The following is a 24,938-nucleotide window of genomic DNA, read 5'->3' on the forward strand; positions in this document are numbered from 1 at the left end:
GAAAGAGCCAGCGAGTTGCCTCGCTGGCTCCATGAATACAATTATTACAGGAATCATTCGGCGTTACAGCATAAAACGCCTATCAGCCGATTGGGAGCCGCTGTGAACAACGTCTTGCAACTCCACACCTAGCGCCGGACGAAAGGGAGCGCATCCAGGGGATGAAAGGGTACAACACTTGTCAGCCGGGGGCGAAATCATCCGTCCATAGCCGTGCAGCGGCTATCAAAACCTGATTTTCCGTCAAAACAAAAGAGCCGACGTCCGAGAACAACGGACGTCGGCTTTTTGTCATGACACGGGACCGGTTAGGCCCGCGCGTGTCGGCGGTTTTGCGGCCTCTTGCCGTGCATGAGCCAGACGCCCGCCACCAGGATGACCAGGGACAGGGCCAGGAAGTGCAGGAACATGGCCTTCTGGATGGCTCCCCAGATGATGTACAGGGACCCGGCCCCTGCCAGGCAAGGGCAGGCGTAGCGGTTGAAGGCGCCGAGGTCGGTGAAGGTCTTCATGACCCAGATGTAGAGGGAGATGTAGATGACGTAGAGGAAGGCGATGGGCAGTTCGGAGATGTCCATGAAGTTGCCCCACCAGCCCGCGAAGTTGCCGTACCAGACCACGAGCCAGAAGCAGGACAGGGCGTAGCCGATCATGGCCGAGTGGGTGGTGCAGTTGTTCACCGGGTTGACCCGGCAGAACAGGTCGGGCTTGGGACCCAGGCCGCGCGAGGCGATGGAGAACATGCCGCGCGCCGAGCCCATGATCAGGCCGTTCAGGGTGCCCAGGCAGGAGATGATCACGAAGACCGTGAGCAGGGTGCCGCCGAGGCGGCCGAAGATGATCGAGATGACCCGCACCGGGGCCGCGTCGCCCTGGGCCAGGACCTGGTCGTTGGTCAGGACCCCGGAGATGCCCATGTAGTAGAGCATGTAGATGCAGACCACGCTGATGGTCCCGACCACCAGGGCGCGGGGCAGGGTCGTCTTCGCGTCCTTGAGTTCGGCGTTGATGACCGTGGCGATGATCCAGCCTTCATAGGCGAAGGCCGTGGACAGGGTGGCCAGGGCCAGGCCGCCGCCCCCGTGGGACACGGTTTTGGCCGCCACCGTGAAATTCTCCACGGTCATGCCGTTGGTCAGTCCGACGATGGTCCCGACCACGGCGACCAGTCCCAGGGGAATGAGCTTGACCACGGTGGAGGTCACCTGCCACCGTCCGGCCAGGACCGGCGAGAAGAAGTTGAGCAGAAAGAAGGCGGTCATGTAGCCCCAGGCCAGCGGCCAGAGCGCGCCCTCCACGCCCATCAGCCCCTGGGTGTAGTTGGCCGAGACCCAGGCCAGGACCGCGACCAGGGTGGGGTAGTAGATGAAGGTCATGAACCAGGCCACCAGGTATCCGGCGGTCTTGCCGTAGGCCTGTTCGAAGTAGTCCACCACACCGTTGATCTTCTGGATCCGGGTGGCGATCTTGGAGAAGACGTAGGCGGTGACGACCATGATCACCCCGCCGATGAGCCAGGCGAGCAGGGCCGTGGGCAGGCTCCCGTTTGATGCCTCGAGCACGTTGTCCGCCTTGAAGAATACGCCCGAGCCGATGACGATGCCCACGACCATGGCGGTCGCGGTCCAGAATCCGTACTTTTTTTGTAGATTGTTCATGATGATATAGGGTCGCCCTGCACGGGCTGTATGTGGGGGTTGCAAAAACGGCCCGTCCTTCCCGAAAACCGCACCTCCTGCGGCGACAGGCCACGGACCCCTTACCGTTCACGGGCGGATACGTCCAGCCCTTTGGGGGCTCTTTTTGACAGGGCAGCCGCTTTGGGGGCCTTCGACGCTTGACTCGCTGATCAACTTGCCCTAAACCTAATTGGTCCAACCAATTTTGCATGGGACGGAAAATGGAAGCCAGACCGGTTAGCAGAAAAAGTATATCCGATGAGATCGTCAGCCAGATCAGGGAGATGATCGATCACGGACGGTTGCAGCCAGGAGACCGGCTGCCCGCCGAGCGCAGGCTGGCCGAGCAGTTCGGCGTGTCCCGCACCACGGTGCGCGAGGGGATAAAGATTCTGTCCGAGTCAGGGCTGCTGACCAGCCGCCAGGGGGCGGGCACCTTTGTCAGCCGCCCGGACGACGGGGCCAGGGGCGGGTCGCTTATCGAAGCGGTCCTGTCCGGGAACCACGACCTTCAGGACGTGTTCGAGGTGCGCAAGATGCTTGAACCCGAGATCGCGGCCCTGGCCGCGCGCAACGGCTCCCCGGACGCCAAGACCCGGCTCGAGGCCATCCTCATGGAGCAGGAGCAGGCCATTGCCGACGGCGAGAGCGGGGCGGGCATCGACAACCGGTTCCACCAGGCATTGGCCGAGGCCTCCGGCAACCCGGTCCTGCGAGAAATGGTCGCGGCCCTGCACGAGGGGTTTTCCCACAGCCGGGCCGAGGAGGTCCAGTCCCCCCAGCGGCAGAAGGCCTCCCTGGCCGCCCACCGGGCCATTGTCGAGGCGGTCAAGAACGGCCACGCCATGCAGGCCGAGCGGGCCATGCGGGAACATCTCGATGAAGTTGAAAGAATCATCTTTGATAATCAAAGAGGAGCATACTCAAGGAGATAACGATGAAGGAAATCAAAGACAAAGCACGGGAACTGATGAAGGGCTTTTGCCGGGTCTGCAAGGTCTGCGACGGCAAGGCCTGCGCGGGCGAGGTGCCGGGCATGGGCGGCCTGGGCACGGGCGCGTCCTTCAAGGCCAACCTGGAGGCCCTGGAGGGCTTCCGCCTGAACATGCGGCTGCTGCACGACGCGGCCGAGCCGGACACCTCCACCTCTCTGCTGGGCATCGACATGGCCATGCCGGTCATGGCCGCGCCCATCGGCGGCGTGTCCTTCAACATGGGCGGCGGCGTGTCCGAGGAAGACTACGCCGATGCCGTGGTCGGCGGCTGCAAGGCGGCTGGGATCGTCGGCTGTACCGGCGACGGCGTGCCGCCCTTCCTGCACGAGGCCGGGTTCGCGGCCATCGAAAAGAACGACGGCCACGGCATCCCGTTCATCAAGCCCTGGGAGGGCGCGGAGTTGAACGAGAAGCTCGAGAAGGCGCGCAAGACCGGCTGTTCCGTGTTCGGCATGGACGTGGACGCCGCCGGGCTGATCACCCTGCGCCAGATGGGCCGTCCCGTGTCGCCCAAGCCCGTGGCCGAGCTCAAGAAGCTCATCGACCTGGTCCACGGCTGGGACGCCAAGTTCATCGTCAAGGGCATCATGACCCCGGACGAGGCCGAGCTGGCCGTTCAGGCGGGCGCTGACGCCATCATCGTCTCCAATCACGGCGGGCGCGTGCTCGACCACACCCCCGGCACGGCCGAGGCCCTGCCCGATGTGGCCGAGAAGGTCCACGGCAAGATCACCGTCCTGGTGGACGGCGGCATCCGCACCGGCGCGGACGTGCTCAAGATGCTGGCGCTCGGCGCGGACGGCGTGCTCATCGGCCGCCCGGTCTCCGTGGCCGCCGTGGGCGGATTGCAGGAAGGCGTGGAAAAGTACTTCGCGACCATCAAAGCCCAGCTCTCCGGAGCCATGGTCCTGACCGGGTGCAAGGACATCGCCTCCATCGACACCAACGTTCTCTTCTAAGGAGCGCAGAGCCTTGCTTACCACCTACATCCTGTACATCTGCCTCGGTGCCGTGGCCGGCGTCCTGGCCGGACTGCTCGGCATCGGCGGGGGGCTGGTCATCGTGCCCATGCTCAACTTCGCCTTCGAGTGGCAGAACTTCCCCATGGAGCACATCCAGCACGTCGCGCTGGGCACGTCCATGGCCACGATCATCTTCACCTCGCTGTCCAGCATGCGCGCCCACCACAAGCGCGGGGCCATCAACTACACCGCCTTCTGGCGGCTGACTCCCGGCATCATCGTGGGCACCTACCTGGGCTCCTGGATCGCCTCGCTGCTGTCCACCCTGTTCCTGAAGGTCTTCTTCGGCCTGTTCTTGTACTATGTGGCCACGCAGATGCTGCTGAACATCAAGCCCAAGGCCGCCCACGAGCTGCCCGGCGCGGCCGGAACCTTCGGCGCGGGCGGCGTCATCGGCGTGTTCTCGGCCCTGGTCGGCATCGGCGGCGGCACCCTGACCGTGCCGTTCCTGTCCTGGTGCAACCTGACCATGCACACGGCCATCGCCACGGCCGCGGCGGTGGGCCTGCCCATCGCCCTGGCGGGCACCGCCGGGTACGTCATCAACGGCTGGTCCGTGGCCGGCATCCCCGGTCCGCACATCGGCTACGTGTACATCCCGGCCCTGCTCGGCATCATCGTGACCAGCATGCTGACCGCGCCCTACGGCGCCAAGCTGGCCCACAGCCTGCCCGTGGCCAAGCTCAAGAAGATCTTCGCCATCCTCTTGTTCCTGGTCGGCACGCGTATGCTTTGGAGCGCCTTCATGTAGGCTGCTCTCCCAAACCTCTAGGCAATAAAAAAAGGGGCTGCGTTCGCAGTCCCTTTTTTTATATCGGCGAAGATCCGAAATTCCGCTTCTTACAAACCGTTCTCCCTCTGATGGGCGTCCAGGACGTTGTCCACGCGGACGAGCTTTTCCTCTATCTTGCCGGGCTTGATGGTGTAGCGGGTCACGGTCCATTCGAGCTGGTCGATGAACTCCACGTGGCCGTAGCCGTTTTCGGGCAGCAGGTCGCGGATGGCCTCGATGAAGTCGTCGATCAGGATGTAGTGGCCCTCGTGGTCCACGCGCAGGACGTCGCCGTCATAGGCCACCTGCTCGAAGGGGCAGATATCCTTGATCTTGTCGTACATTTCCGGGCTGACGCGGTGAAAGTCACCGTAGACGCGGACATCTTCCATGGTATTTCTCCCTTGGGGAACGTTGTGGGAGTGAGTTAGGCATTCAGGCCCAGGCGGTCAACCAGAAAGCGGGATTTCTGTTCCAGGTCGTGCCACAGCAGGGCGCGGTTGTCCCGGCCCAGGCGGATGAGTTCCTCGTCCGAGTACTTGGTGTCCAGCTTGAGCTTGTTGCCCATGACCTGGCCGATCTGTTTGGCGGTCTTGGACCGGGCCAGGGACGAGTGCTGCACGTGGCGCACGGCCAGGCCGCCCACGTACAGGGCGGGCGTGCCGTCGAGGCCCGCGCGCAGGTCGCGGTCCAGGTCGTCGAACTGGGACGGGGTGTAGCGCAGGTCGAAGGGGCCGGTGCGCTCGATCGAGCGCAGGTTGACCAGGTGGCAGCAGCCCGACACGGACAGGCAGGCCCGGGTGTAGGTGAATAGGCCGGTGTCGGTGGACCCGGCGCAGTTGTCGTAGACCGGCACCCGGCTGGGCAGGGCGCCCGGCTCGGGCGCCTGGGGAGCCACGGGAAAGAGGTTGTAGTCGGCGGACTGCAGGCCGTAGGGCGGGACGGCGGCGGTGATCCGGCAGCCCACGGCCCCGATGTCGTCGCGGCCGCGCACCGGGCCGAGCAGGCGCAGGAGCCAGTCCCCGGGCAGGACGATGTCGTCGTCCAGGAAAGCGGCCCACCGGGCCTTGCGCACTCCGGGCAGGGACAGCAGCCAGTTGCGCGCGGCGGGAGCGCCCACGTTGACGGGCAAGGTCTCGATGTGGAACCGGTCCGCGCCGAATTGCTGGGCCGCGCGGGCCAGGACCCGGTCCGTGTGGTCCGTGGACCCGTTGTTCAGGGCGAACACGCGGGCCGGGCCGATGTCGCTGGCAAACAGCGATTCCAGGGTTTCGGCCAGGAGGTCCGCCTTGTTCCAGGAATAGACCAGCACGGCCGCCTCGGCGCAGTCCTCCGGCTTGGCCACGGGCGTGGGACGGAAGAGGTCGTGCAGCTTCAGCGTCAGGTTGACGTGCCACGGGATGGCCTGCCACAGCCCGGCCAGGGCGCCCTTGGCCTCGCCGGTACGGCCCATGCGCAGCAGGGTCTCGCCGCCCGCGTACGCCCGCCACAGCCCCCAGACGGCCGGGTCGAGCCCTTCGATGAGCGGCAGGGCCTCCTCGGGCGGCAGACAGTGGAAGGCCCGGTCCGCCATAAACCGCGCCCGCAGCGGCAGACTCGCCTCGGTCCATTCGACCATGTCCAGGGCGGCCATGGCGATCTCCGGCCTGCCCAGGTGGATGAGGTCCTGCCAGATGAAATGCAGCCAGCCCAGGCCCGTTTCCGGGTTGCCCAGGACCACGACCATGAAGCGCAGGATCAGCCCCCGGTCGTCCTGCCGGGCCAGCTCGTACCAGGTGTCCGCGGCCTCGCCCTCTTCGGGCCGTTTCATGTCGGCGGCCAGGACCATGAGCCGGGCCAGGGCGCGGTCCGCCTTGAGTCCGAGGTTGACCGCCTTGACCGCCCAGCGGGCCAGATCCGGGTGGAGCGGGTGGGCCTGCATGGACCACAGGGCCATGCCCACTGCCGCGCTCCGGCAGCCGGGGTTCTCCTCGCTCAGGATGAACAGGCCGGGCAGCAGTCCGGCCAGGGCCTCGGGCAGCCCCATGCCCAGCTGCCAGCCGGAAAAATGGCGCGAAAAGGCGGGCTGGACGGGCGCGCAGAGCGGCAGGGTGCGGGGGAAGGCGAAACGGTTCATGCTGTTTGCCGATTAACAGAAATTCATGGCCTGGGCCAGTCAGCCGGAGGCCAAGGCCTTGAGGTCGTCGAGGATGATCCTCGCCGCCCGGCCCGGCGCGCCGGGGTCGCCGACCATGGTGCGCAGGACCTTGAGCCCGTTCTTGACCTCGTCGTATGCCTCGGGGTCGTCCAGCCAGGACCGGGCGGTCCGGGCCAGGTTCTCGGGCGAGGCGTCCCGGCCGACGTATTCCGGGTAGATCTCCTGGCCCAGGATGAGGTTGGGCAGGGAGATGTACTGCACGTTGACGAGCATCCGCCCCACCAACTCGGACAGGGGCGAGACCTTGTAGGCCACCAGCACCGGGGTGCCGATGAGCGCCGTCTCCAGCGTCACCGTGCCCGAGGCGGCCAGGATGAACTTGCAGGTGCGGAAGGTCTGGTAGCGCTCCTTCGGCGAAACGAAGGACACCGGGATGTCCGCGGGCCACAGGGAGCGCAGCAGGGATTCGTCCATGCCCGGCGCGCGGACCAGGACGTATTCCAGGCCGGGGTGGTCCACGGCGAGCCGTCGGGCCGCGTCCGCGAACACCGGGAGCAGGGAGGTGACCTCCTTGGTCCGGCTGCCCGGCAGCAGGCCGATGCGGTTCTCCCGGACCGGGAGCGCGTCCAGCAGGTCCAGCGGCAGGACGTCCATGAGCGGGTGGCCCACATAGTCCACATCCATGCCGTACTTGGCGTAGAAGTCCTTCTCGAACGGCAGGATGCAGATGACCTTGCGGACGAACTCGCGCAGGAAATTGGCCCGCCCGGAACGCCACGCCCATATCTGCGGGCTGATGTAGTAGTAGACCGGGATGCCGAGCTTCCTGGCCATGCGGGCGATGCGGAAGTTGAACTCCGGGCAGTCCACCAGGACGATGGCCCTGGGCCGGATGGCCGCAAGCTCCTTCCTGATCACCCCGAGGAGCTTGAGGATGCGCGGCAGGCCGCCGAGGATCTCGGTGATGCCGACCAGGGATATCTCGCGCATGGAGTGGCGCGGCGTGAACCCCTCGGCCTCCATGGCCGGGCCGCCCATGCCGGTGAAGGGCACGTCCGGGTCCAGGGACCGAAACGCCTTCATCAACTCCGCGCCGTGCAAATCGCCGGAGGCCTCGCCCACGCTGAACCAGATGGGGCCGGATGGATTGCCTGTCTGCATGCACAGTTAGTAGCCCATGTCCGCCCGCGCCGCAAGGCGAACCGGGATATGCCCGTCTACGGGGGTTGCCATGGGAGGCGTAGGCCTGTACTAGACACTCGCAACGCGAACTCTAGAACGAGGATATATATATGTTGAAAGTCGGAGTGGTCGGTCTGGGCCGGATGGGCGGCGTCCATCTGCGCAATTACACCGAAATGCCCGATGTGGAAGTGGTCGGCGTGGTCGATGTGGACGCCAAGGCGCGCGAAGGCGCCGCCGCCCGGTTCGGCGTGCCGGTCTTCGCCACCCTGGACGAACTGCTCGCCCAAAAGCCGGACGCCGTGTCCGTGTGCGTGCCCACCTTCCTGCACCATGAGGCGGGCATGCGTCTCCTGGACAAGGGCGTTTCCACGCTCATCGAAAAGCCCCTGGCCGCCACCGCCGCCGAGGGTGCGGAACTCGTGGCCAAGGCCGGGGAAAAAGGCGCCGTGCTCATGGTCGGCCATTCGGAACGCTTCAACCCGGCCATCGAGCGGGTCAAATCCCTGCTCGAAGACGACGTCATCTCCGTGCACATCGAGCGCGTCAGCCCGTACCCGGTGCGTATCCAGGACGTGGGCGTGATCAAGGACCTCGGGTCCCACGATATCGACCTGATCCGCTACCTGACCGGCTCGGACTTCAAGCACGTACACGTGGTCGCCTCCGCCACCTTCGGCAAGCACGAGGATTCCGCCGTGATCACCGCTGAAATGGAAAACGGCGTCCTGGCCCAGATTTCCACCAACTGGGTGAGCCCGTTCCGAGGCCGCAGGATCAACGTGGCCTGCAAGTCCCGGTTCGTGGCCGCCGACCTGATCGCCCAGAGCGTCATGGAATATTCGCCCTTTTCCGAGGTCGAAAAGACCTACTCCGTGCGCGAATGGCCCGTGGTGGCCCGTGAACCCATCAAGGCCGAACTGACCGCCTTCCTGGACGCCCTGCGCAACGGCGCTCCTGCGCCCATCACCGGCCAAGACGGCCTCGAAGTCCTCAAGACCTTCGAACGCCTCTTCGACAGCCTGAACAGCTAGGCGTCCTACCGTACCGATAAAAAAGGGCCGCTCCGTTCGGAGCGGCCCTTTTTTTGCCTCCGGCGGCCGGGGGAAGGGGAAGGAAACCCCTTTGAAAAGGGCTTTTCCTTCCCCTTCCCCCGGCCCCCCATCCCCATCTTTTCCTAAACTTCTTATCGCCGCTTCGCGGGGCATGCACATAAAAAAGCCTCCGACTCATAATAAGCCGGAGGTCTTTATTCTTTCATTCTTCTGGAGCGATTCGGGTGCGCCAGCACCCGACAGCGGCTCTCCCACCGCGCTCGCACAAGGCTTTCGAGAGTGGGGCAGCTGTGCATATTATCAGGGGCAAGGCAACCGCAGCGTAGCCGTCTACGTGAGGATTGGCTTGCCCCCGAAAAATGTGCAGATGGCCCGCTATCGGAAGCCGCCTTACTTGACCGCTACCGACGCATCCTCCGTGACGGGTGTGTCTTTTGGAGCCTCCACCGAAATATAGTCGACGACATCCGCCAGCCCATTGACCTCTTCCGCTATAGCTAACGCAGCCGTTTTCTGGCTGTAGTCCTTGGCGCGTCCGATGAGGATGGCATGGCTGCGGATGACTTCCACGCGGAGGTCCGAGCCGTCGAGGCGCTTGGTCTCGCCGAACCGATCGGACAGTTCCTTGACCAGGAGTTCGTCGCGGGCTGCGTCGCGGGCGGCCTGCCTGGCCGGGGGGAGCGGGTAGAACTTGCAGGTGATCGTCTTGATGCCCTCCACCGTGGCCGCCGTGCGGATGGCGTAGTCCGCCTGGTTGCGGCTCTTTACATGGCCCACCAGGTACGCCTTGGCGTCAATGACGTGGGCCGAGAGGCGGATGTCGTTGAGTTCGAGGCGCTCGCGCAGCCGCCGCTCCATCTGGGCGTCGCGGATGATGCACAGGCTGCCGCCTTCCACGTTGTCGCGCGGCAGGTACTTGTCGGCCGTGACCATGGCGTCGTAGCCGGTCATGGCCCCTCCGGCCACCTGGACGGCTGGGTAGAGCGCGCATCCGGCCAGGAGCGCGGAAAGGATGGCGGCCAGTACCGCCCGGCATACTTTTTCGGGCATCATTGACCAAAGAGTATAGTGGAAGGTCTAGATAATGTCTAACACTATCGGGCGGGTCATCCCTTGACGGCCAGGACGTGGACCAGGCCCGCGATGGACTGCCGGTCCACGATGTGGAATTCGGGCAGCCGGTCCTTGATGTCGTCCCAGTAATTGGCGCGGATGGCCAGGACCGCCTTGTCGTGTCCGGCCATCGCCTCGATGAGCCGGTCATAGTTGTCGTATTCGGGATAATCGTGTCCGGCGTAGTAGGTGTAGATGCCGGAATAGACCCGCGCGGCAAATGGCGCGTAGCCGCGTTCGATGTAGTCCTTGAGGACCAGGGCCTGGCGCCGGGGGCTCATGGCGTCGTTCAGGGACGGGGCGGCCAGCATGCCCACCGGGTGGATCCACAGGATCATGGCCAGGGCGCAGGTCAGGAGCGCGGCGCGGAATCCCTTGGCGCGCACCGAAACGATGGCCGCGCCGCCGAGGATGAGCACGGCCGCGCACAACCCCATGCCGTGCACGGGCACCGGGAGCGGGATGAGGTCGCCGCCCAGGAGCAGGGCCGCGCCGATGACGGCCCACAGGCCGCCCTCCAGGGTCCACAGCCGCCTGGCGCGGGTGTCGCTCATGGTCCGCAGGGCGTCGGCGATGAGGATGGCCAGGGGCGGGAACATGGGCAGGACGTAGATGAAGACCTTGCCGGACAGGGACGAGAGAAAGAGGAAGGTGGCCGCGAACATGATCCAGAGCAGGGTCCTGGGTCCGGCCTGGCGGCGTCCGCTCCACAGGGCGGACCAGAAGGACAGGGAGAGCAGCCGGTGCACCGGGGCGGCGAACAGGGCCAGGGGCCAGGGCATCCAGGCCAGGGGGAAGGCCGCGAAATACCACCACCACGATTCCTTGTGGTGGAAGGTGTGGGTGGCCCGCTCCAATATCTGCTTGCCGAGCACGGTGTTGATCAGGAAGCCCGGCCCCTCGGCCACGATCACGCCCGCGATCCAGAGGGCGAGCATGCCGAGCATGGCCAGCAGGCCCAGGCCCGTGCGCCGGGAGAGCAGCCGCCTTACCTCGCCCTTGAAGGCCAGGAACAGGGCGATGTCGACCAACGGGAACAGGAAGCCGAGCGGCCCCTTGACCAGGGTGGCGGCCCCGGCCAGGACGAATCCCCAGACCGGCCACCAGCCCTCGGACTTATCGGTGTAGGCCCGGTAGAAGGCGGCGTGGCTGAGGATGATCAGGGCCGCGAACATCAGGTCCATGCGCGAGTAGTGCAGCAGGGCCGCGACCATGAAGGTGGACATCAGGATCAGGGTGGAGGCCAGGGAGGTGGTCCGGTCGAACTTGAGGGTGCGGGCCAGGGCGTAGGCCGCGAACAGGAAGAACAGGCCGGACAGGGCCGCGCCCAGGAAGAAGACGGCGGGCTGGTGGAACGGGGTCAGCTTGTCCAGGAGCCAGAGGAACCAGAAGTAGACCGGCGGCTTGTCCGGGTAGGGCTGGCCGTTCAGGGCCAGGACGATCCATTTGCCGTGGGCGGCCAGGTTGTTGTAGGCGTCGGCGTAGCGGACCTCGTCCGAGAACCACAGGGCGCGGTTGTTCAGGGCGAACCAGGTCTGGGCCAGCACGGCCAGGGTCATGGTCAGCCAGGGGTGGTTTTCGAGCCGGGTCCAGATGGTGCGAAGGGCGCTCATGTCATGATCTCCTGAAAAGCGAGGAATCGGCGATGATCACGGCGGCGAAGCCGCCCACGCTGCCGAGCAGCCAGCCGAAGAATACGTCCGAGGGGTGATGCCAGCCGAGGTAGATGCGCGAGAAGCCCACCAGGGCGAGGAACAGGCCGAGCAGCGCGGTGACGGCCAGGCGGGACAGGCGCAGGGCCAGGGGCAGGGTCCAGCCGGTGATCTCGGTGGTGTGGCCCGAGGGCAGGGACTCCTGCGCGGCGCGGCCGGACAGGGGCTCATACCAGTGGCCGTTGCCCGGCCGGGGCCTGCCGATGAGGTACTTGCTGAAATGCACGGCCAGCCCGGCCACCACTCCCTGGACCACGAGCAGGACCAGGACGAAGCGCAGCCGCTCCCGGTTGCCGCTGCGCCAGGCGGTCAGGAGCATGCCCGCGTAGAGCAGGTAGAACAGCGGGTTGCACCAGTCGGTGACGATCTTCATGAACAGCCTGAGCCCGGCGTGGGCCTCGCGGTGGTTCCGGAAGAACGCGGCCACGTCCCCCTCGCCCGCGAACCCGAACCAGAGCACGGCCAGGACGAGCAGGAGCGGCGCGGAATAGAGCGCCCAATGTTTCAGGGATGTGCAGCGCATGCGGGTTTATAAGCCATCGGAAGAGCCCAGGCAAGCCGGGGCGCGGCGGGCGTCTAGGACTCGCCGTCTCCGTTCTCGGGGTAGGGTTCGTGGGTGTACCGGGCCCAGACTTCCGGGCTCGCCTTCAGGTCCTTGAGGATGTCGGTCAGGGACTTACCTTCCTGTTTCCAGTACTTGTCGGCGTTGTCCGAACACTCGAAGGGGATGACCAGGGTTCCGTCCTCGGTCAGGAAGGGTTTCTTCTCGTCCATGGCGAGGGACTATTTCACGGAACCGGCGCAAAGACAAGCCTCCTGTTCCGAGGATGGATCGCCCGTGTTGACGGGATGTTGGCGCGCCGTGTCCGGAATCAGGCCACGGCCTGCTCGCTCGCGGGCAGGCAGACCTTGCGGTCGATCTCGCGGACCTTCCGGAGCATGGACTTGGCGATGCGCTTGAACTCGCCCAGGTCCTTGGCCTCGTAGGCGTACTTGGCCCGGGTCAGCCCGGCCATGTCAACGATCTCGTTGAACAGGTAGGGCCCGTAGAGCGGGTCCTGCTTCATGAACTGCTCTATCTTCCTCAGGGTCTCGTGGATCGTCTGCTGGTTGGCCTGGAGGTCCTTGAACAGCTTGGAGAGGTGCTTTTCCGCGTTGCGCATGGAGTTGGTCCACATGGGCGAGCGTGGTTCCATGCGCAGGGGCGGCACGGTGTGGCGGCAGCGGTCCAGGTCGCGCAGGAAGCTCTCCACCGCGCCCGGGGCCGAGGCCAGGATGCCCTTGGTGTAGGCCGTGTCCACGTCGACCACGCTGGCGCCCTCGATGGGCACGCCGCCGCCGTAGAGGTTGAAGATCGGGAAGTCGGACTGCTTGAGGTCGTCCTCCAGCTCGCGCTTGGCGGTCATGTACTGGACCGTGGTCAGGATCTCCTCGCCGTCCATGTTGCGGGTGGTCTGGTGCCAGGAATACCGCTTGCGGTCGGTGGTGTGGTTGTGGTGGCCGCCCGAGTGGGACATGCCGTTGATCCAGGCGTAGTCCTGCCCGGCCAGGAGCAGGTGGGAGACCCCGCAGTAGCGCAAAAAGCGCGACAGGGTCACCGAGACGTTGCCGCCCGCGTCGAGCACCAGGTCCCGGTCCTTGAGCACGTAGGTGCCCACGCCGCCCACGGTCCACAGGGGCAGGGTGGGGCCGGGGTAGCGCTTGAGGACCATGGGGTCGATCTTGGTGGAGTAGACCAGGGGCACGTCCTGGACGAAATCCGGGTCCAGCCGCTCGTATACCTTGAGCATGGACTTGTCGTAGTCGATGGCCGCGCACAGGTGCGGCTTGATGCCGAGGTTCTGCAGGGACGGGATGGTCTGCAATGCGCAGGTGTAGAGCACGTGGCCCATTTTTTCCTTGAGCAGCGGGGCCATGGTCTCCAGCGACGGGCCCGCGCCGAGGATGACCGCGCCCACGCCCGCGCCCCGGCCCTCCATGGCTTTGAGGCTGCCGTCGCGCATGGCCTTGGCGAAGTTGTCGATCTCGTTGCCGACCATGACGTCCTGGCGGTGGCGCAGGGTGGACAGCTCCAGGGAGAAATTCTCGAGTTTGTTTCTCAGCCAGGTGGCCCAGCGGGCGTACTCGGGCCCGAGCTGGCGGCTGGGGATGTCGCTCTTCAGGTGGATCTGGCCGTAGATGAACTGGAGATCCAGGTTGCGGACCACCTCGGACAGGAACCGTTCGTCCGGGACCAGCAGGTGGAACTTCTTGTTTTCGAAGAAGGGCCGGTAGTCGGTCTGGCCCAGGCAGGCCAGGAGCATCTCGGAGCGGGGCTCCAGGAGCATGACCTTGTGGGTGTCCGGGGTGTTGGTCAGCAGGTGGTTGATGCCGTAGCCCAGGTTGCAGCCGACCACGAAGGTGGCCGAGGTCCCGGCCTTTTCCGGGTGCAGCCAGTTTCCGTACAGCCCCTCCGGGGGCAGGGATTCGAACAACCCCTTGCCGCTGTCCATGCGCCAGTCGTGCAGGCCGAACTCGTTGCGGAACAGCCGCGTCTTGAGCATCTCCTCGTTGAACGGGCGGGTGGACAACCACTGGAAAATGGGGTTCCCGGTGCGTTGCAGGTATTCGATGTTGTCTTTCAGGAACGGGTACGGATTCATGGTACGGCCTCGCATGCGCAAAAAATGACGGTTCGACGAGGAAAATGCACTTTGCATGCCAGTTGCGCCAAGCCTGTTTTTGCCCTACGGTGCGGGCATCCATTTTGAACCCAACCCGCATGATTTCAGGGCGCTACGATGAACAAGAACCTGCTTGAGCTGATCGGCGACACGCCGCTGGTGGAAATCCGACACCTCAACCCCAATCCGAACGTCAGGATTTTGGCCAAGATCGAGAGCCAGAATCCCGGCGGGTCCATCAAGGACCGCGTGGCGGCGGCCATGATCCAGGCCGCCGAGGAGTCGGGCGAGCTGACCAGGGACAAGATCATCATCGAGGCCACCTCGGGCAACACCGGCGTGGGCCTGGCCATGGTCGCGGCCATCAAGGGCTACCGCATCAAGCTGCTCATGCCCGAGACGGCGAGCGAGGAGCGCAAGATGATCATGGCCGCCTACGGCGCGGAGCTGGAGCTGACTCCGGGGCATCTGGCCACGGACGGGGCCATCGAGCAGGCCTACCGCTACGCCCGCGAGGAGCCGGACAAGTACGTGCTTATGGACCAGTACAACAACCCGGCCTCCATCCGCGCGCACTACATGGGCACCGGGCTCGAAATCTGGAACCAGACCGGCGGCGCGGTGACCCACTGCGTCATGACGCTGGGCACCTCGGGCACGGCCATGGGCATCGCGAAAAGGCTGCACGAGATGGGCCAGGTCTACGTGGCGGCGGTGGAGCCCTACGCGGGCCACAAGATCCAGGGCCTCAAGAACATGCTCGAATCCTACCCGCCGGGCATCTACGACAAGCACGCTCTGGACGAGATCCTGCACGTGGAGGACGAGGTCGCCTTCGAGAACTGCCGCAGGCTGGCCCGGCACGAGGGCATCTTCGCGGGCATGAGCTCGGGCGCGGCGCTGGGCGGGGCGTTGCAGCTGGCCGAGCGGCTGGACAGCGGCCTCATAGTGGTCATCTTCCCGGATTCGGGCGAGCGCTACCTGTCCACCCACCTCTACCGTCAGCGGTCCGGCAGCGGGGTGACGATTTTCGACATGGCCTCCGGGGCCGACAAGATGCTCAACACCGGCGCGGGGTTGGGCGCGTACACCATGGGCCCGAGCCTGGACAACCCGGACGGCCTGGACTCCTGGCGCAGGCTGGCCCTGCTCGACGTGTTCGTCCGGCACCTGGCCGGGCGGGGCGTCAAGGTCGCGGGCGTGGCCGGGCTGACCGACATGGACGACCGCACCCTGGCCGCCGCCCGCGAGGCGGACACGGACCGGGCCTCCTTTGCCGCCGACCGGCGCGAGGCGATTCTGGCGCGCGGCCGGGCCATGGGGCTGTCCGACGTCCTGACATTTCCCCTGTCGTCCAACAGCAATGAGACCGCGCTCACCCTCTGCCGCAAGCTGCTCGGCAAGGGGCTGGCCTACGAGAAGCTGCGCAGCGTCTACTTCGACGTGTTCCGCGACAAGCGGTACGGCGAGATCGGCACGGTCGACATGGACAAGGTGTCCGGCGGCCGCACCGTGGACCTGGACGCCTATGTCAAGGACAACCCGCTCGATTTCACGCTCTTGAAGCGCGCTTCGCTCATGGACCTGAAGCGCGGCGAGGTCCTGGAGACCCAGTGGGGCAACGTGCGCCCGAGCTGGTTTTTGCAGCACGCGGCCATGGCGCTCGACGAGTCTAGCCGCACCGACGTGATGATCGGATCGGACAAGCACCGCTTCCCGCACCTGGAGAACCTGCGGGCCATCTGGTCCACGGCCGGGCGCGAGGTCCAGGCCTGGATGGTCTGCCAGCAGACCTCGGACGCCGAGGGCGAAACGCTGGCCACGGTGGCCGAAAAGCTCGGCGGCTTCCGCGCTGCCCGGCTCTGGCTGCTCTCCGCGGCCACCCGCAAGACCCTGTGCGCCTCGGACGACAACCTGGCCATGTGGGCCCGCAACTGGCGGCGCATCCAGGAGGGCGCGGTGGCCCTGACCCTGGCGCTCGACGCGCGCGGCGACGCGGTTTCCACCGACGTGGAACAGGCGGTCTTCGACGTCAAGGCGGCCTTCAGGACCGCGCTGGACGACGGCCTCAACCTCCACCGCTTCTGGCCCGCCCTGTTCAAGTTCATCAAGCAGGTCAACCACTGGACCGCCGACAACCAGCTCTCCGGCGCGGCCGCCAAGGTTTGTCTCGACGAGCTCAAGGCCATCGACACCATCCTCGCCATCCTCGACCCCGCCCAGATGCCCGTGCCCCTCGGCGACCTGCCCCAGGCGGTCCAGGGCATGGTGGCGGACCGGCAGAAGGCCCGCGAGGTCAAGGACTTCGGCTTGTCGGATGAGTTGCGGGACAAGATCGCGGCCGCCGGATTCAGGGTGGAAGACACCGCCGGAGCGCCGAGGGTGTTTAAGGCGTAGAGATTATTCTTGATATGGGATAAAAAAGGGCCGTCCGGAAGGGCGGCCCTCTTCTTTAGGAATGGCTGGGGAGTTATTCGTAGAAATTGGGGATAGCTCTTAATTGTTCAGCATAATCGTATATTTCATCGATATTGGCGATAGGGATTTTGTTGATGCTCTTATCTTTATCTGTGACAATGCCCAAATAGTATTGCGAAGTATTGAAGTAGAGTCTGCAAATCGGTTTGCGGTTGTTGTCATCAAGAAGTATACCACAGTAGCTTAGTGTGTCTCTTATCGCTACCCGTTCCGGGCTAACGATCTGCCGCAGTATGGCTTTGATAATTAGATATGCATCTTTTTCATCCTCAGTAGTTATTACTTGTGGCTTACCGTTTAATATCTCAACAGGTTCCTCTTCAATCGCTTCTGCTACCATTGCGTTTTTAAGACGTTCATTAATCGCATCGTTTATGTAGAGCTGGAGTGCCTTTTTGACGAGGTCAGTGAATTTTTCTTTCACCGAAGGCATCAGTTTTCCCGAGTAAACCTGAGATGCAAAATGTCGGACGAATTCTTCTGAAGGGTCTTGGCTTTCAGCCACTATGAGCTTTTTTATGGCCCTTGTGTATTTCAGTTCGCTCGCCGCTGAAAGGGTCTTTTCCAAGTCAAACTGTGTCTTGGACATTTTTTTTAGTTCAGGGATAAGACTCTCTTCCAATGTTTTGAAATTAACAACCATGAAAGGACGTTCATCCATTAAATTCGACCTGTCGAGATCGGTATAAAATTGATACTGTATTCCATCGGTAAGAACGCCAATTCTTGCAGTGGGCGTTACCTGAAAATATCTTTGTAGTTGTGATGCATTGCATTGGCTGAGGTTTGAATTGCAAGTTTTGCATTCTATCAGCATGATAGGTTTACCGTCTAGCAGTACGGCATAGTCAACTTTTTCTCCCTTTTTCACGCCAACATCAGCTGTATATTCCGGGAACACTTCCTGGGGGTTGAAAGGGTCGTAACCCAATGTTTGCAAAAAGGGGAGAACCAACGCGTTCTTGGTCATTTCTTCATTGCTTATCATTTCTTCATTGCTTATCATTTCTCCATGCTCGCGGATTCGAGCAGCAAGAGCTTGAATTCTTTCTTCGAACTCCATATGAAGCCTCCTTTGATATTTATCAAAACAGGTATATCAATTGTGGTTTTTTGGCAATCTTTTGAACACTAGAGCCAGAAGAGAACCTTGCTCACTTGCTTCGTCCTTCAACATCCTGTGTGCTGAGTCTTTCTTGCTTATGGCATCGTGGTATTTCGCTTAGGAGAAGTATGCCTTGGCTTGCAAGACTCTGGTGTCATAGAAGGAGGTAACTTATCTTAACCAATACAACACCCACAACACCACGGGCATGATGATGTCCGCGAAGAACACGGGCCCGGCGTTGCCGGGTTTTTTGTTGCCGCCCACGCGGAGGTCGGCGGCGTGGACGGTGAAGGCGCCGACCAGGAAGAAGGTGGCGAAGAGGATGGTGGCGAGCCAGAAGCCGTCGCGCAGGGAGGAGTGGCGCAGGCCGAAGGCCAGGACGCCGCAGCCGCCCAGCGCCAGGTTGGCGAAGGCGATTTCCTTTTGGAACGGGCTGCCCGGCCGCCAGCCGATGTAGGCGGCGACCTGGTCTGATTTGTAGTAGTGGCCGAGGAAGGCCCACAGCGCGCCCAGGCCGACCTGGACGCCGAGGAGCCAGGCCAGGAGCGTGGCGAAGAAGGTCGCGTCGGTGAACATCCAGTTCAGGAAGGCGCAGATGACGGCTGCAACGGCCAGGTAGACGACGTACATAATCCCCTCCGGTGTTTCAGGTGGCGGATGGCCGCGCCGGGAGCTCGGCACGGAGCTTCCTGAACGCTATATCGAAAAGAAAGAGCCGTCAAAAGCCGATTCAAAATAACTGCCCTGCGTCTCCTCGCGAAGCGTAACCCCACCCGCGCCGCAGGCGCATAAACGGGATGCAAGGGTGCGAACCCTTGCCCGCCGGAGGCGAAATCATCCGTCCATCGCCGCGCAGCGGCTTTCAAGTCCTGGTTCTCATCTCATCCTCAAAAGCAAAAAAGGGAGCCGTCCCGAACAGAACGGCTCCCGGTGTGGTTGCTGCGCGGTACGCTGCAGTTAGTCAAACAGATACAGGAATTCCCCGTAGCCCTCTGCCTGCATCTTGTCCTTGGGGACGAATCGCAGGGCGGCCGAGTTCATGCAGTAGCGCAGGCCGGTGGGTTGCGGGCCGTCGTCGAAGACGTGGCCCAGGTGGTTGTCACCGGCCTTGCTGCGGACCTCGGTGCGCACCGAGAAGAGGGAGCGGTCCTCCTTTTCCACGATGTTCCCCGGCACCAGGGGCTTGGTGAAGCTCGGCCAGCCCGTGCCGGATTCGTACTTGTCCGTGCTCGAAAAGAGCGGTTCGCCGCTGACGATGTCCACGTAGATGCCCTCGGCGTGGTTGTCCCAGTAGGTGTTGTCGAAGGGCGGTTCCGTGCCTTCCTCCTGGGTGACCTTGTACTGCAGGGGGGTGAGGGTCTTCTTCAGGGTGGCGTCGTCCGGCTTGACGAAGGCCTTGTCGGCTCCGGTGACCAGGGCGTTGTCGCGCACGGCCTCGATCACGTCGTCGGCCGCATCGCCCCAGTGGTCCTCCACGAACCGGTCGCGGCCCGAGAAGTAGCGGTAGGTCTTGTAGCGCACGGGATTGTGCTTGTAGTAGTCCTGGTGATAGGCCTCGGCCGGATAGAAGGTGGTGTACTCGATGAGCGGCGTGACCACGGGGTTGTCGAAGCGGCCGGATTCGTCCAGGGCCTTCTTCGACGCCTCGGCGACCTCGCGCTGCTGGGCGTTGTGGTAGAAGATGGCCGAGGTGTATTGGAACCCCCGGTCGCCGAAGGAGCCGCCGGAATCGGTGGGGTCGAAGTGCCGCCAGTAGTGGTCCAGAACCTCGGCGTAGCTGATCCGCGCGGGGTCAAACGTCACCTGCACCGACTCGCGGTAGCCGGTGGACCCGCTGGAGACCTGCTCGTAGGTCGGGTTGGGCTCGCTGCCCCCCGCGTAGCCGGAGACCACCTTGATCACGCCGGGCAGTTTTTCCATATCCGATTCCACGCACCAGAAGCAGCCGCCCGCCAGGGTGGCTATCTCATAGTTCGCATTGCCGCTGTCAGCCATGGCTTGTTCCTCCGAAGACGAATATATGCTCAATCCGAACCCCAGCGCCAAAAGCAGGGCGCCGGTCAGGGTAAAAGAGGCAAGTTTACGAATCATGTGATCACCTCCAAGGGTGACAATGATAGTTATTATTACATCTAAATAGGCACGATCCCCCGTAAGTCAATGCGGCCGGGCCATGGGGCGGGCGGTCCGTAAATTGGTGAATCGTTATTTTTTACCGGAAAAGGGTGGATTTTTGACTTGTTTTGGGGCAAGTGGCATTGCTTCGCGGCGGCGGGATGTGCATAGTACCCGTATCAGGTCCAGGGCCGCGACCGAATTTCGCATTCAATCACATCAAGGAGAGACCATGCCCAACCAGAATTATACTCTTTTCAGCGGCGGCGCCCAGGGTGCCGAGAATCAGTTCGGCAAGCTCGCCGAATACCACGGCCTGTCCGAAGTGAACTACACCTTCGAGGGCCACCGCATCGAGCGCACCCGCGGCGTGCGCGTCCTGACCGACGAGGAGCTGACCCAGAAGGACGTCAGCCTGACCTACGTTTCCAAGCTCCTGAACCGCAAGTTCACCAACGCGGAGAAGATGCGCAAGGTCCTGCAGACCATCATGTGGCAGGTGGACGCCAGCCAGCAGATATTCGTGGTCGGCACCATCCTGGAGGACGGCACCGTCAAGGGCGGCACCGGCTGGGGCGCGGAGTTCGCCAAGATCTGCAACAAGGAGCTGTTCGTCTTCGACCAGGCCAAGGACGCCTGGTCCTCGTGGGAACACGGCGCATGGAAGAGTGTGGCGGCCCCGGTGATCACCGCCGGACACTTCACCGGCACCGGCACCCGCTTCCTGGAGGACAACGGCAAGAAGGCGCTTGAAGAGCTGTTCTCCCGTTCTTTTTAATGGAACCGTCGAAAGACAAATGAAAAAGGCGGCCCGGATGATCCGGGCCGCCTTTTTTATCGCGTTGTCGCGCCGAAGCTAGACTTCGAGTTTCTTCTTGGTCTTCTTCTTGGTCTGCGAGTACTTCTTCACGTCGATGTTGTACTTCTTCACCTTGTAGTTGACGATCCGGTAGGACACGCGCAGGTCGCGGGCGGATTGCAGCATGTTGCCGCCGGTCTTCTTGAGCGAGTCGATGAGCAGCTCCTGCTCGAACTTGGCCACGGCCTCGCCGAAGGACAGGTTGGTGCCCGTGGCCGAACTCTCGGCCGACTGGAGGGTCGGCGGCAGGTGGTAGGTGCGGATGACCTGCTCCTCGCAGAGCAGGACCGCGCGCTCCATGCAGTTCTTCAGCTCGCGCACGTTTCCTGGCCAGTGGTACATGACCAGCAGCTCGATGGCGGGCGTGGAGATGCGCTTGACCTCCTTGCCGTATTCGTCGGTGAATTCGGCCAGGAAGTGTTCGGCCAGAGGCAGGATGTCCTCGCGGCGTTCTTTCAAGGGCGGGATAAAGATCGGGAAGACGTTGATGCGGTAGTACAGGTCCTCGCGGAACAGCCCCTTTTCCAGCAGCTCTTCCAGCGGCTGGTGGGTGGCGCAGATGAGGCGCACGTCGACCGTGATGGTCTGCTCGCTGCCGACCCGCTGGATCTCCTTCTCCTGGATGGCGCGCAGGACCTTGGCCTGGGCGTCCAGGGACAGCTCGCCGATCTCGTCCAGGAACAGGGTGCCCTGGTCCGCGACCTCGAACAGGCCGCGCTTGGTCTGGAAGGCCCCGGTGAACGCGCCCTTCTGGTGGCCGAACAGTTCGGACTCGATGAGTTCGGACGGCAGGGCCGCGCAGTTGAGCTTGATCAGCGGCTTGTCCGCGCGCGGGCTGGACTGGTGGATGGCCTCGGCCAACAGCTCCTTGCCGGTGCCGGACTCGCCGCGCAGCAGCGCCGTGGCCCGGCTCGGGGCCACCTGGGTGGACTGGCGCAGGACCAGGCGCATGGCCTTGGAGGCCGCCACGAAGTCCTTGGGCGGGGCCGTGTCGGCCCCGGCGGCCATGAGGCCCTGGGAGAGCAGGTGGTTCTGGGTGGCCATCTCCTCCTGGAGCTGGGCCACGTGCCCGGCGATGATGCCCGCCACCACCTCGAGGAAGTCGCGGTGGGCGGCCATGTCCTCGGCCGGGATGAGCGGGACGTCCACGGACAGCGCGCCGATGACCTCGGCTTCGTCCGAGCGCAGGTTGATGACCGGGACGCAGATGAAGCCGAGCTTGCGGAGCTCCTCTTCGCTGCGGCCGAACGCCTTGTTCAGGAACTCGGGGTCGTCGGACATGCGCGGCACGCTGATGGACTGGCCCGAGTCGAAGACCCGGCCGATGATGCCCCGGCCCGGCGAATAGGTCACGTCGTCGGACTGCGCCGGGCTGTACGTCAGCGAGAGCTTCAGGTTCTCGGTCTTGGGGTCCATGATGACCATGAACGCCCGGACGTATTCCATGTCCAGGGCCAGGGTTTTCAGGAGTGCGTTGAGCGATTCCTCAAGGGTCGTTTCCTTCCTTAAGGTATCCTGAATGGTCTTCAGCGTAAGCAGGTAGCTGAGATCATCGGAGTGGTCCTGTGTGTTGGTTGCCATTCTACTTTCTCTAGGAGTTCAAGGCCTTGACGCCGAGCTCCAGGGCTTTGAGGTTCACGGCCTGCAGTTTGGCCGGGAGGTTCGCCTTGATGGCGGCTTCCAGGGCCTCGGGGCCGAAGGGCAGTTCCCCGGCCGCGCACAGCGCGCCGAGCATGGCGATGTTGCCGGACTGCACGGCCCCGGCTTCGAGGCCGATGGACTGGTTGGCCATGAAGTACACCTTGCTGGTGCAGGCGGACACGGCCTTCTTGATGTCGTCGATGGTCGGGCATTCCTGTTTGCCCATGGCCACGGACAGGGGCGGCATGTACTCGGTGGACGAGACCACCAGGCCGCCCTGGCGCAGGTAGGGCAGGGCGCGCATGGTCTCCATGGGCTCGAACCCGAGGAGGATGTCGGCCTCGCCGATGCCGATCTTGGGCGACTTGCAGCCGATGAGCACCGTGGATTCGACCACGCCGCCGCGCTGGGCCATGCCGTGGATCTCGCCGGAGGTCACGGTCAGCCCCTGGCTGAGGGCGGTCTTGGCCAGCAGGGTGGTGGCGGTCAGGGTGCCCTGGCCGCCCACGCCGGTCATGAATATACGGATTTTCTTGGTATCGGGCATGGTTAGCTGCCTCTCTTCTTGGCTTTGATGTGCCCGCAGACCTGCAGGCAGAGCATGCAGCCGTTGCACAGGATCGGGTTGACCGCGGCCTTGCCGCCTTCCTTGAACATGGCCGGGCAGGCCAGCTTGTCCAGGCAGTCGAACCGGCCGGTGCAGGACTCGGCGACGTAGGCCACCTGCGGGGCGACCTTCTTGTAGACCCTGCGGGTGTATAGCGGGCAGGGCTCCTTGGCGATGAGCACGCGCACGCCGCCCATCTCGCCGAGTTCTTCCAGGGCGGCCATGGTCTTCTTCTGGTTGAACGGGTTGACCGTGCGCACCTCGGTGACGCCCAGGCCGCGCACGGCGGACTCGATGTCGAGCGGGTGGTCGTTGTCGCCGATGACCGTCTTGTCCACGCCCGGGTTGGGCTGGTGGCCGGTCATGGCCGTGGTCCGGTTGTCCAGGATGACGATGAGCACGTCATGGGAGTTGAAGACCGCGTTGGCCACGCCGGTCAGGCCGGAGTGGAAGAAGGTGGAGTCGCCGATGAAGGCGACCACTTTCTGGCCGGACGCCTTGGCCACGCCGCCGCCCGCCGAGATGGAGGAGCCCATGCACAGCAGGAAGTCGGCGGTCTGCAGCGGGGGCAGCAGGCCGAGGGTGTAGCAGCCGATGTCCGAGGAGTAGACCGCGTCGTCGCCGAAGACCTTGCGCGCGGCGTAGTAGGTGCCGCGATGCGGGCAGCCCGCGCACAGGTTCGGCGGACGTCCGGGCAGCTCGGGCAGGGAACATTCGCAGGTGGGCACCGGGGATTCGCCCAGACCCTCGCGGATGGCGTTCTCGACCATGGTCACGTCGAACTCGCCGTTGCGGGGCAGGACGTCCTTGCCCTTGATTTCGATGGACAGCCCGTTCTTCTGGGCCAGGACGCGCAGGTCGTTCTCCACGACCGGCTCCAGCTCCTCGACCACCAGGACCGTGTCCACGGATTTGAGGAAATTAAGGCACAAGTTCTCGGGCAGGGGGTTGGAGAAGCCCAGCTCCAGGACTTTGACCCGGTCGGCCAGGCCCGCGTTGTCCAGGGCGTCGGCCACGTAGGCCCGGGAGATGCCGGAGCAGACGATGCCGAATTTGCCGCTGCCGGCGACCGTGTTGTACGGGGAGTTCTCGGCCTCCTCGCGCAGGGCCTCCATGCGTTCCATCAGGCGGACGTGCATGGGCCGGGAAAATGCCGGGATGGGCACGAAGTGCGGCGGGTTGCGCTTGAAGCCCTCGGGCTTGCCGGGGTCCGGGGCCGGGCCGAACTCGACCGGGCCGCGCAGGTGGTTCACGCGGGTGGTGGTCCGCAGAAGCAGGGGCGCGCCGTGCTTCTTGGAGAGAAGCAGGCCGTCGCGGGCCATGTCCTTGGCCTCCTGGGCCGAGGAGGGCTCCAGCACCGGCATGCCGCCCAGGCGGGCGTAGATGCGGTTGTCCTGCTCGTTCTGGCTGGAGTGGCAGCCGGGGTCGTCGGCGGACAGGAGCATCAGCCCGCCGGGAGCGCCCACGTAGCACAGGGTCATGAGCGGGTCGGCCGCCACGTTCACGCCCACGTGCTTCATGGTGCACATGGTCATGGCGCCGGCCAGGGTCGCGCCGCCGGCCACTTCCAGGGCGACCTTCTCGTTGACCGAGTATTCGAAGTAGTATTTGCCGTCGGGCGAAATGCGGTAGAACGTGTCCGGCACTTCGCTGGAGGGGGTGCCGGGGTAACAGGTCACCACCTGGATGCCCGCTTCCACGGCGCCGCGCACGATGGCTTCGTTGCCGAGGAGCAGATGGGTGTCGCCGGGGGTGTCACCCAAGAGCGGATTTGCCATTTTGCCTCTCCTGCGGCCGGTC

Annotated in this window: 21 protein-coding genes; 6 read left to right on the forward strand and 15 right to left on the reverse strand. The window is 64.0% G+C overall.

Features of this window, described 5'->3' with window-relative positions; all coding sequences use genetic code 11:
• Positions 1-308: 308 nt before the first annotated feature.
• Entirely contained in the window at positions 309-1,658 is a 1,350-nt protein-coding gene (locus tag AB6M95_RS03050; protein ID WP_371385258.1) for an APC family permease, read from the reverse strand.
• Positions 1,659-1,900: 242 nt separating this feature from the next.
• On the opposite strand from AB6M95_RS03050, the gene AB6M95_RS03055 reads away from it, so the two are divergent.
• The 3 genes from AB6M95_RS03055 to AB6M95_RS03065 are packed head-to-tail and all read left to right on the forward strand — an operon-like array spanning position 1,901 to position 4,447.
• Complete coding sequence (locus AB6M95_RS03055; protein ID WP_371385259.1) at positions 1,901-2,614, forward strand: FadR/GntR family transcriptional regulator; 714 nt, start codon at positions 1,901-1,903, stop codon at positions 2,612-2,614.
• A 2-nt stretch (positions 2,615-2,616) separates the two neighbouring features.
• Positions 2,617-3,633, forward strand: coding sequence for an alpha-hydroxy-acid oxidizing protein (locus tag AB6M95_RS03060; RefSeq protein ID WP_371385260.1), 1,017 nt, complete (start codon positions 2,617-2,619; stop codon positions 3,631-3,633).
• A 13-nt stretch (positions 3,634-3,646) separates the two neighbouring features.
• Positions 3,647-4,447 carry a sulfite exporter TauE/SafE family protein gene (locus AB6M95_RS03065; RefSeq protein ID WP_371385261.1) on the forward strand — a complete coding sequence of 267 codons (801 nt, stop codon included), beginning with the start codon at positions 3,647-3,649 and terminating at the stop codon, positions 4,445-4,447.
• Between the two features lie 89 nt (positions 4,448-4,536).
• Here the strand turns inward: AB6M95_RS03065 and AB6M95_RS03070 are convergent, their stop codons facing one another.
• The 3 genes from AB6M95_RS03070 to lpxB are packed head-to-tail and all read right to left on the reverse strand — an operon-like array spanning position 4,537 to position 7,766.
• Positions 4,537-4,860: a hypothetical protein gene (locus AB6M95_RS03070; protein WP_371385262.1), complete on the reverse strand. Its 324-nt coding sequence runs from the start codon at positions 4,858-4,860 to the stop codon at positions 4,537-4,539.
• A 35-nt stretch (positions 4,861-4,895) separates the two neighbouring features.
• Positions 4,896-6,584 (reverse strand): glycosyltransferase family 2 protein, encoded by a 1,689-nt coding sequence (locus AB6M95_RS03075; protein WP_371385263.1) that lies wholly within the window; start codon positions 6,582-6,584, stop codon positions 4,896-4,898.
• Positions 6,585-6,623: 39 nt separating this feature from the next.
• Positions 6,624-7,766 carry a lipid-A-disaccharide synthase gene (gene lpxB, locus AB6M95_RS03080; RefSeq protein WP_371385264.1) on the reverse strand — a complete coding sequence of 381 codons (1,143 nt, stop codon included), beginning with the start codon at positions 7,764-7,766 and terminating at the stop codon, positions 6,624-6,626.
• Positions 7,767-7,897: 131 nt separating this feature from the next.
• Here lpxB and AB6M95_RS03085 point away from each other — a divergent pair, with 131 nt between their 5' ends.
• Positions 7,898-8,821, forward strand: a complete 924-nt coding sequence (locus tag AB6M95_RS03085; RefSeq protein ID WP_371385265.1) for a Gfo/Idh/MocA family oxidoreductase — start codon at positions 7,898-7,900, stop codon at positions 8,819-8,821.
• A gap of 411 nt (positions 8,822-9,232) precedes the next feature.
• Here AB6M95_RS03085 and AB6M95_RS03090 read toward each other — a convergent pair whose 3' ends face one another.
• The 5 genes from AB6M95_RS03090 to AB6M95_RS03110 all read right to left on the reverse strand — a co-directional run bounded on the left by AB6M95_RS03090 (position 9,233) and on the right by AB6M95_RS03110 (position 14,309).
• Entirely contained in the window at positions 9,233-9,892 is a 660-nt protein-coding gene (locus AB6M95_RS03090; RefSeq protein ID WP_371385266.1) for a BON domain-containing protein, read from the reverse strand.
• 56 nt (positions 9,893-9,948) lie between these two features.
• Positions 9,949-11,568: an ArnT family glycosyltransferase gene (locus AB6M95_RS03095; protein ID WP_371385267.1), complete on the reverse strand. Its 1,620-nt coding sequence runs from the start codon at positions 11,566-11,568 to the stop codon at positions 9,949-9,951.
• A 1-nt stretch (position 11,569) separates the two neighbouring features.
• Complete coding sequence (locus tag AB6M95_RS03100; RefSeq protein ID WP_371385268.1) at positions 11,570-12,190, reverse strand: phosphatase PAP2 family protein; 621 nt, start codon at positions 12,188-12,190, stop codon at positions 11,570-11,572.
• Positions 12,191-12,243: 53 nt separating this feature from the next.
• Positions 12,244-12,441, reverse strand: a complete 198-nt coding sequence (locus AB6M95_RS03105; protein WP_371385269.1) for a hypothetical protein — start codon at positions 12,439-12,441, stop codon at positions 12,244-12,246.
• Between the two features lie 98 nt (positions 12,442-12,539).
• On the reverse strand, positions 12,540-14,309 hold the full coding sequence (locus AB6M95_RS03110; protein WP_371385270.1) for a motility associated factor glycosyltransferase family protein: 1,770 nt from the start codon (positions 14,307-14,309) through the stop codon (positions 12,540-12,542).
• A gap of 138 nt (positions 14,310-14,447) precedes the next feature.
• Here AB6M95_RS03110 and AB6M95_RS03115 point away from each other — a divergent pair, with 138 nt between their 5' ends.
• Positions 14,448-16,727, forward strand: coding sequence for a cysteine synthase (locus AB6M95_RS03115; RefSeq protein WP_371385271.1), 2,280 nt, complete (start codon positions 14,448-14,450; stop codon positions 16,725-16,727).
• Between the two features lie 73 nt (positions 16,728-16,800).
• Here AB6M95_RS03115 and AB6M95_RS03120 read toward each other — a convergent pair whose 3' ends face one another.
• From AB6M95_RS03120 to msrB, 3 genes are all read right to left on the reverse strand, one after another.
• Entirely contained in the window at positions 16,801-17,871 is a 1,071-nt protein-coding gene (locus tag AB6M95_RS03120) for a type I restriction endonuclease (RefSeq protein ID WP_371385272.1), read from the reverse strand.
• Between the two features lie 213 nt (positions 17,872-18,084).
• Positions 18,085-18,546 carry a DUF6790 family protein gene (locus AB6M95_RS03125; protein ID WP_371385273.1) on the reverse strand — a complete coding sequence of 154 codons (462 nt, stop codon included), beginning with the start codon at positions 18,544-18,546 and terminating at the stop codon, positions 18,085-18,087.
• Between the two features lie 327 nt (positions 18,547-18,873).
• Positions 18,874-19,911, reverse strand: a complete 1,038-nt coding sequence (gene msrB / locus AB6M95_RS03130; protein WP_371385274.1) for a peptide-methionine (R)-S-oxide reductase MsrB — start codon at positions 19,909-19,911, stop codon at positions 18,874-18,876.
• Between the two features lie 352 nt (positions 19,912-20,263).
• Here msrB and AB6M95_RS03135 point away from each other — a divergent pair, with 352 nt between their 5' ends.
• The gene (locus AB6M95_RS03135) at positions 20,264-20,809 is read left to right on the forward strand and encodes a hypothetical protein (RefSeq protein ID WP_371385275.1); all 546 of its coding nucleotides are present in this window, start codon (positions 20,264-20,266) and stop codon (positions 20,807-20,809) included.
• A gap of 78 nt (positions 20,810-20,887) precedes the next feature.
• Here AB6M95_RS03135 and AB6M95_RS03140 read toward each other — a convergent pair whose 3' ends face one another.
• The 3 genes from AB6M95_RS03140 to iorA are packed head-to-tail and all read right to left on the reverse strand — an operon-like array spanning position 20,888 to position 24,916.
• Entirely contained in the window at positions 20,888-22,471 is a 1,584-nt protein-coding gene (locus tag AB6M95_RS03140; protein WP_371385276.1) for a sigma-54-dependent Fis family transcriptional regulator, read from the reverse strand.
• A gap of 10 nt (positions 22,472-22,481) precedes the next feature.
• Positions 22,482-23,078, reverse strand: coding sequence for an indolepyruvate oxidoreductase subunit beta (locus AB6M95_RS03145; RefSeq protein ID WP_371385277.1), 597 nt, complete (start codon positions 23,076-23,078; stop codon positions 22,482-22,484).
• A 2-nt stretch (positions 23,079-23,080) separates the two neighbouring features.
• Complete coding sequence (gene iorA, locus AB6M95_RS03150; RefSeq protein WP_371385278.1) at positions 23,081-24,916, reverse strand: indolepyruvate ferredoxin oxidoreductase subunit alpha; 1,836 nt, start codon at positions 24,914-24,916, stop codon at positions 23,081-23,083.
• Positions 24,917-24,938: the final 22 nt, after the last annotated feature.

The organism is Pseudodesulfovibrio karagichevae, from assembly GCF_041414475.1.
Lineage (GTDB): Bacteria > Desulfobacterota > Desulfovibrionia > Desulfovibrionales > Desulfovibrionaceae > Pseudodesulfovibrio > Pseudodesulfovibrio karagichevae.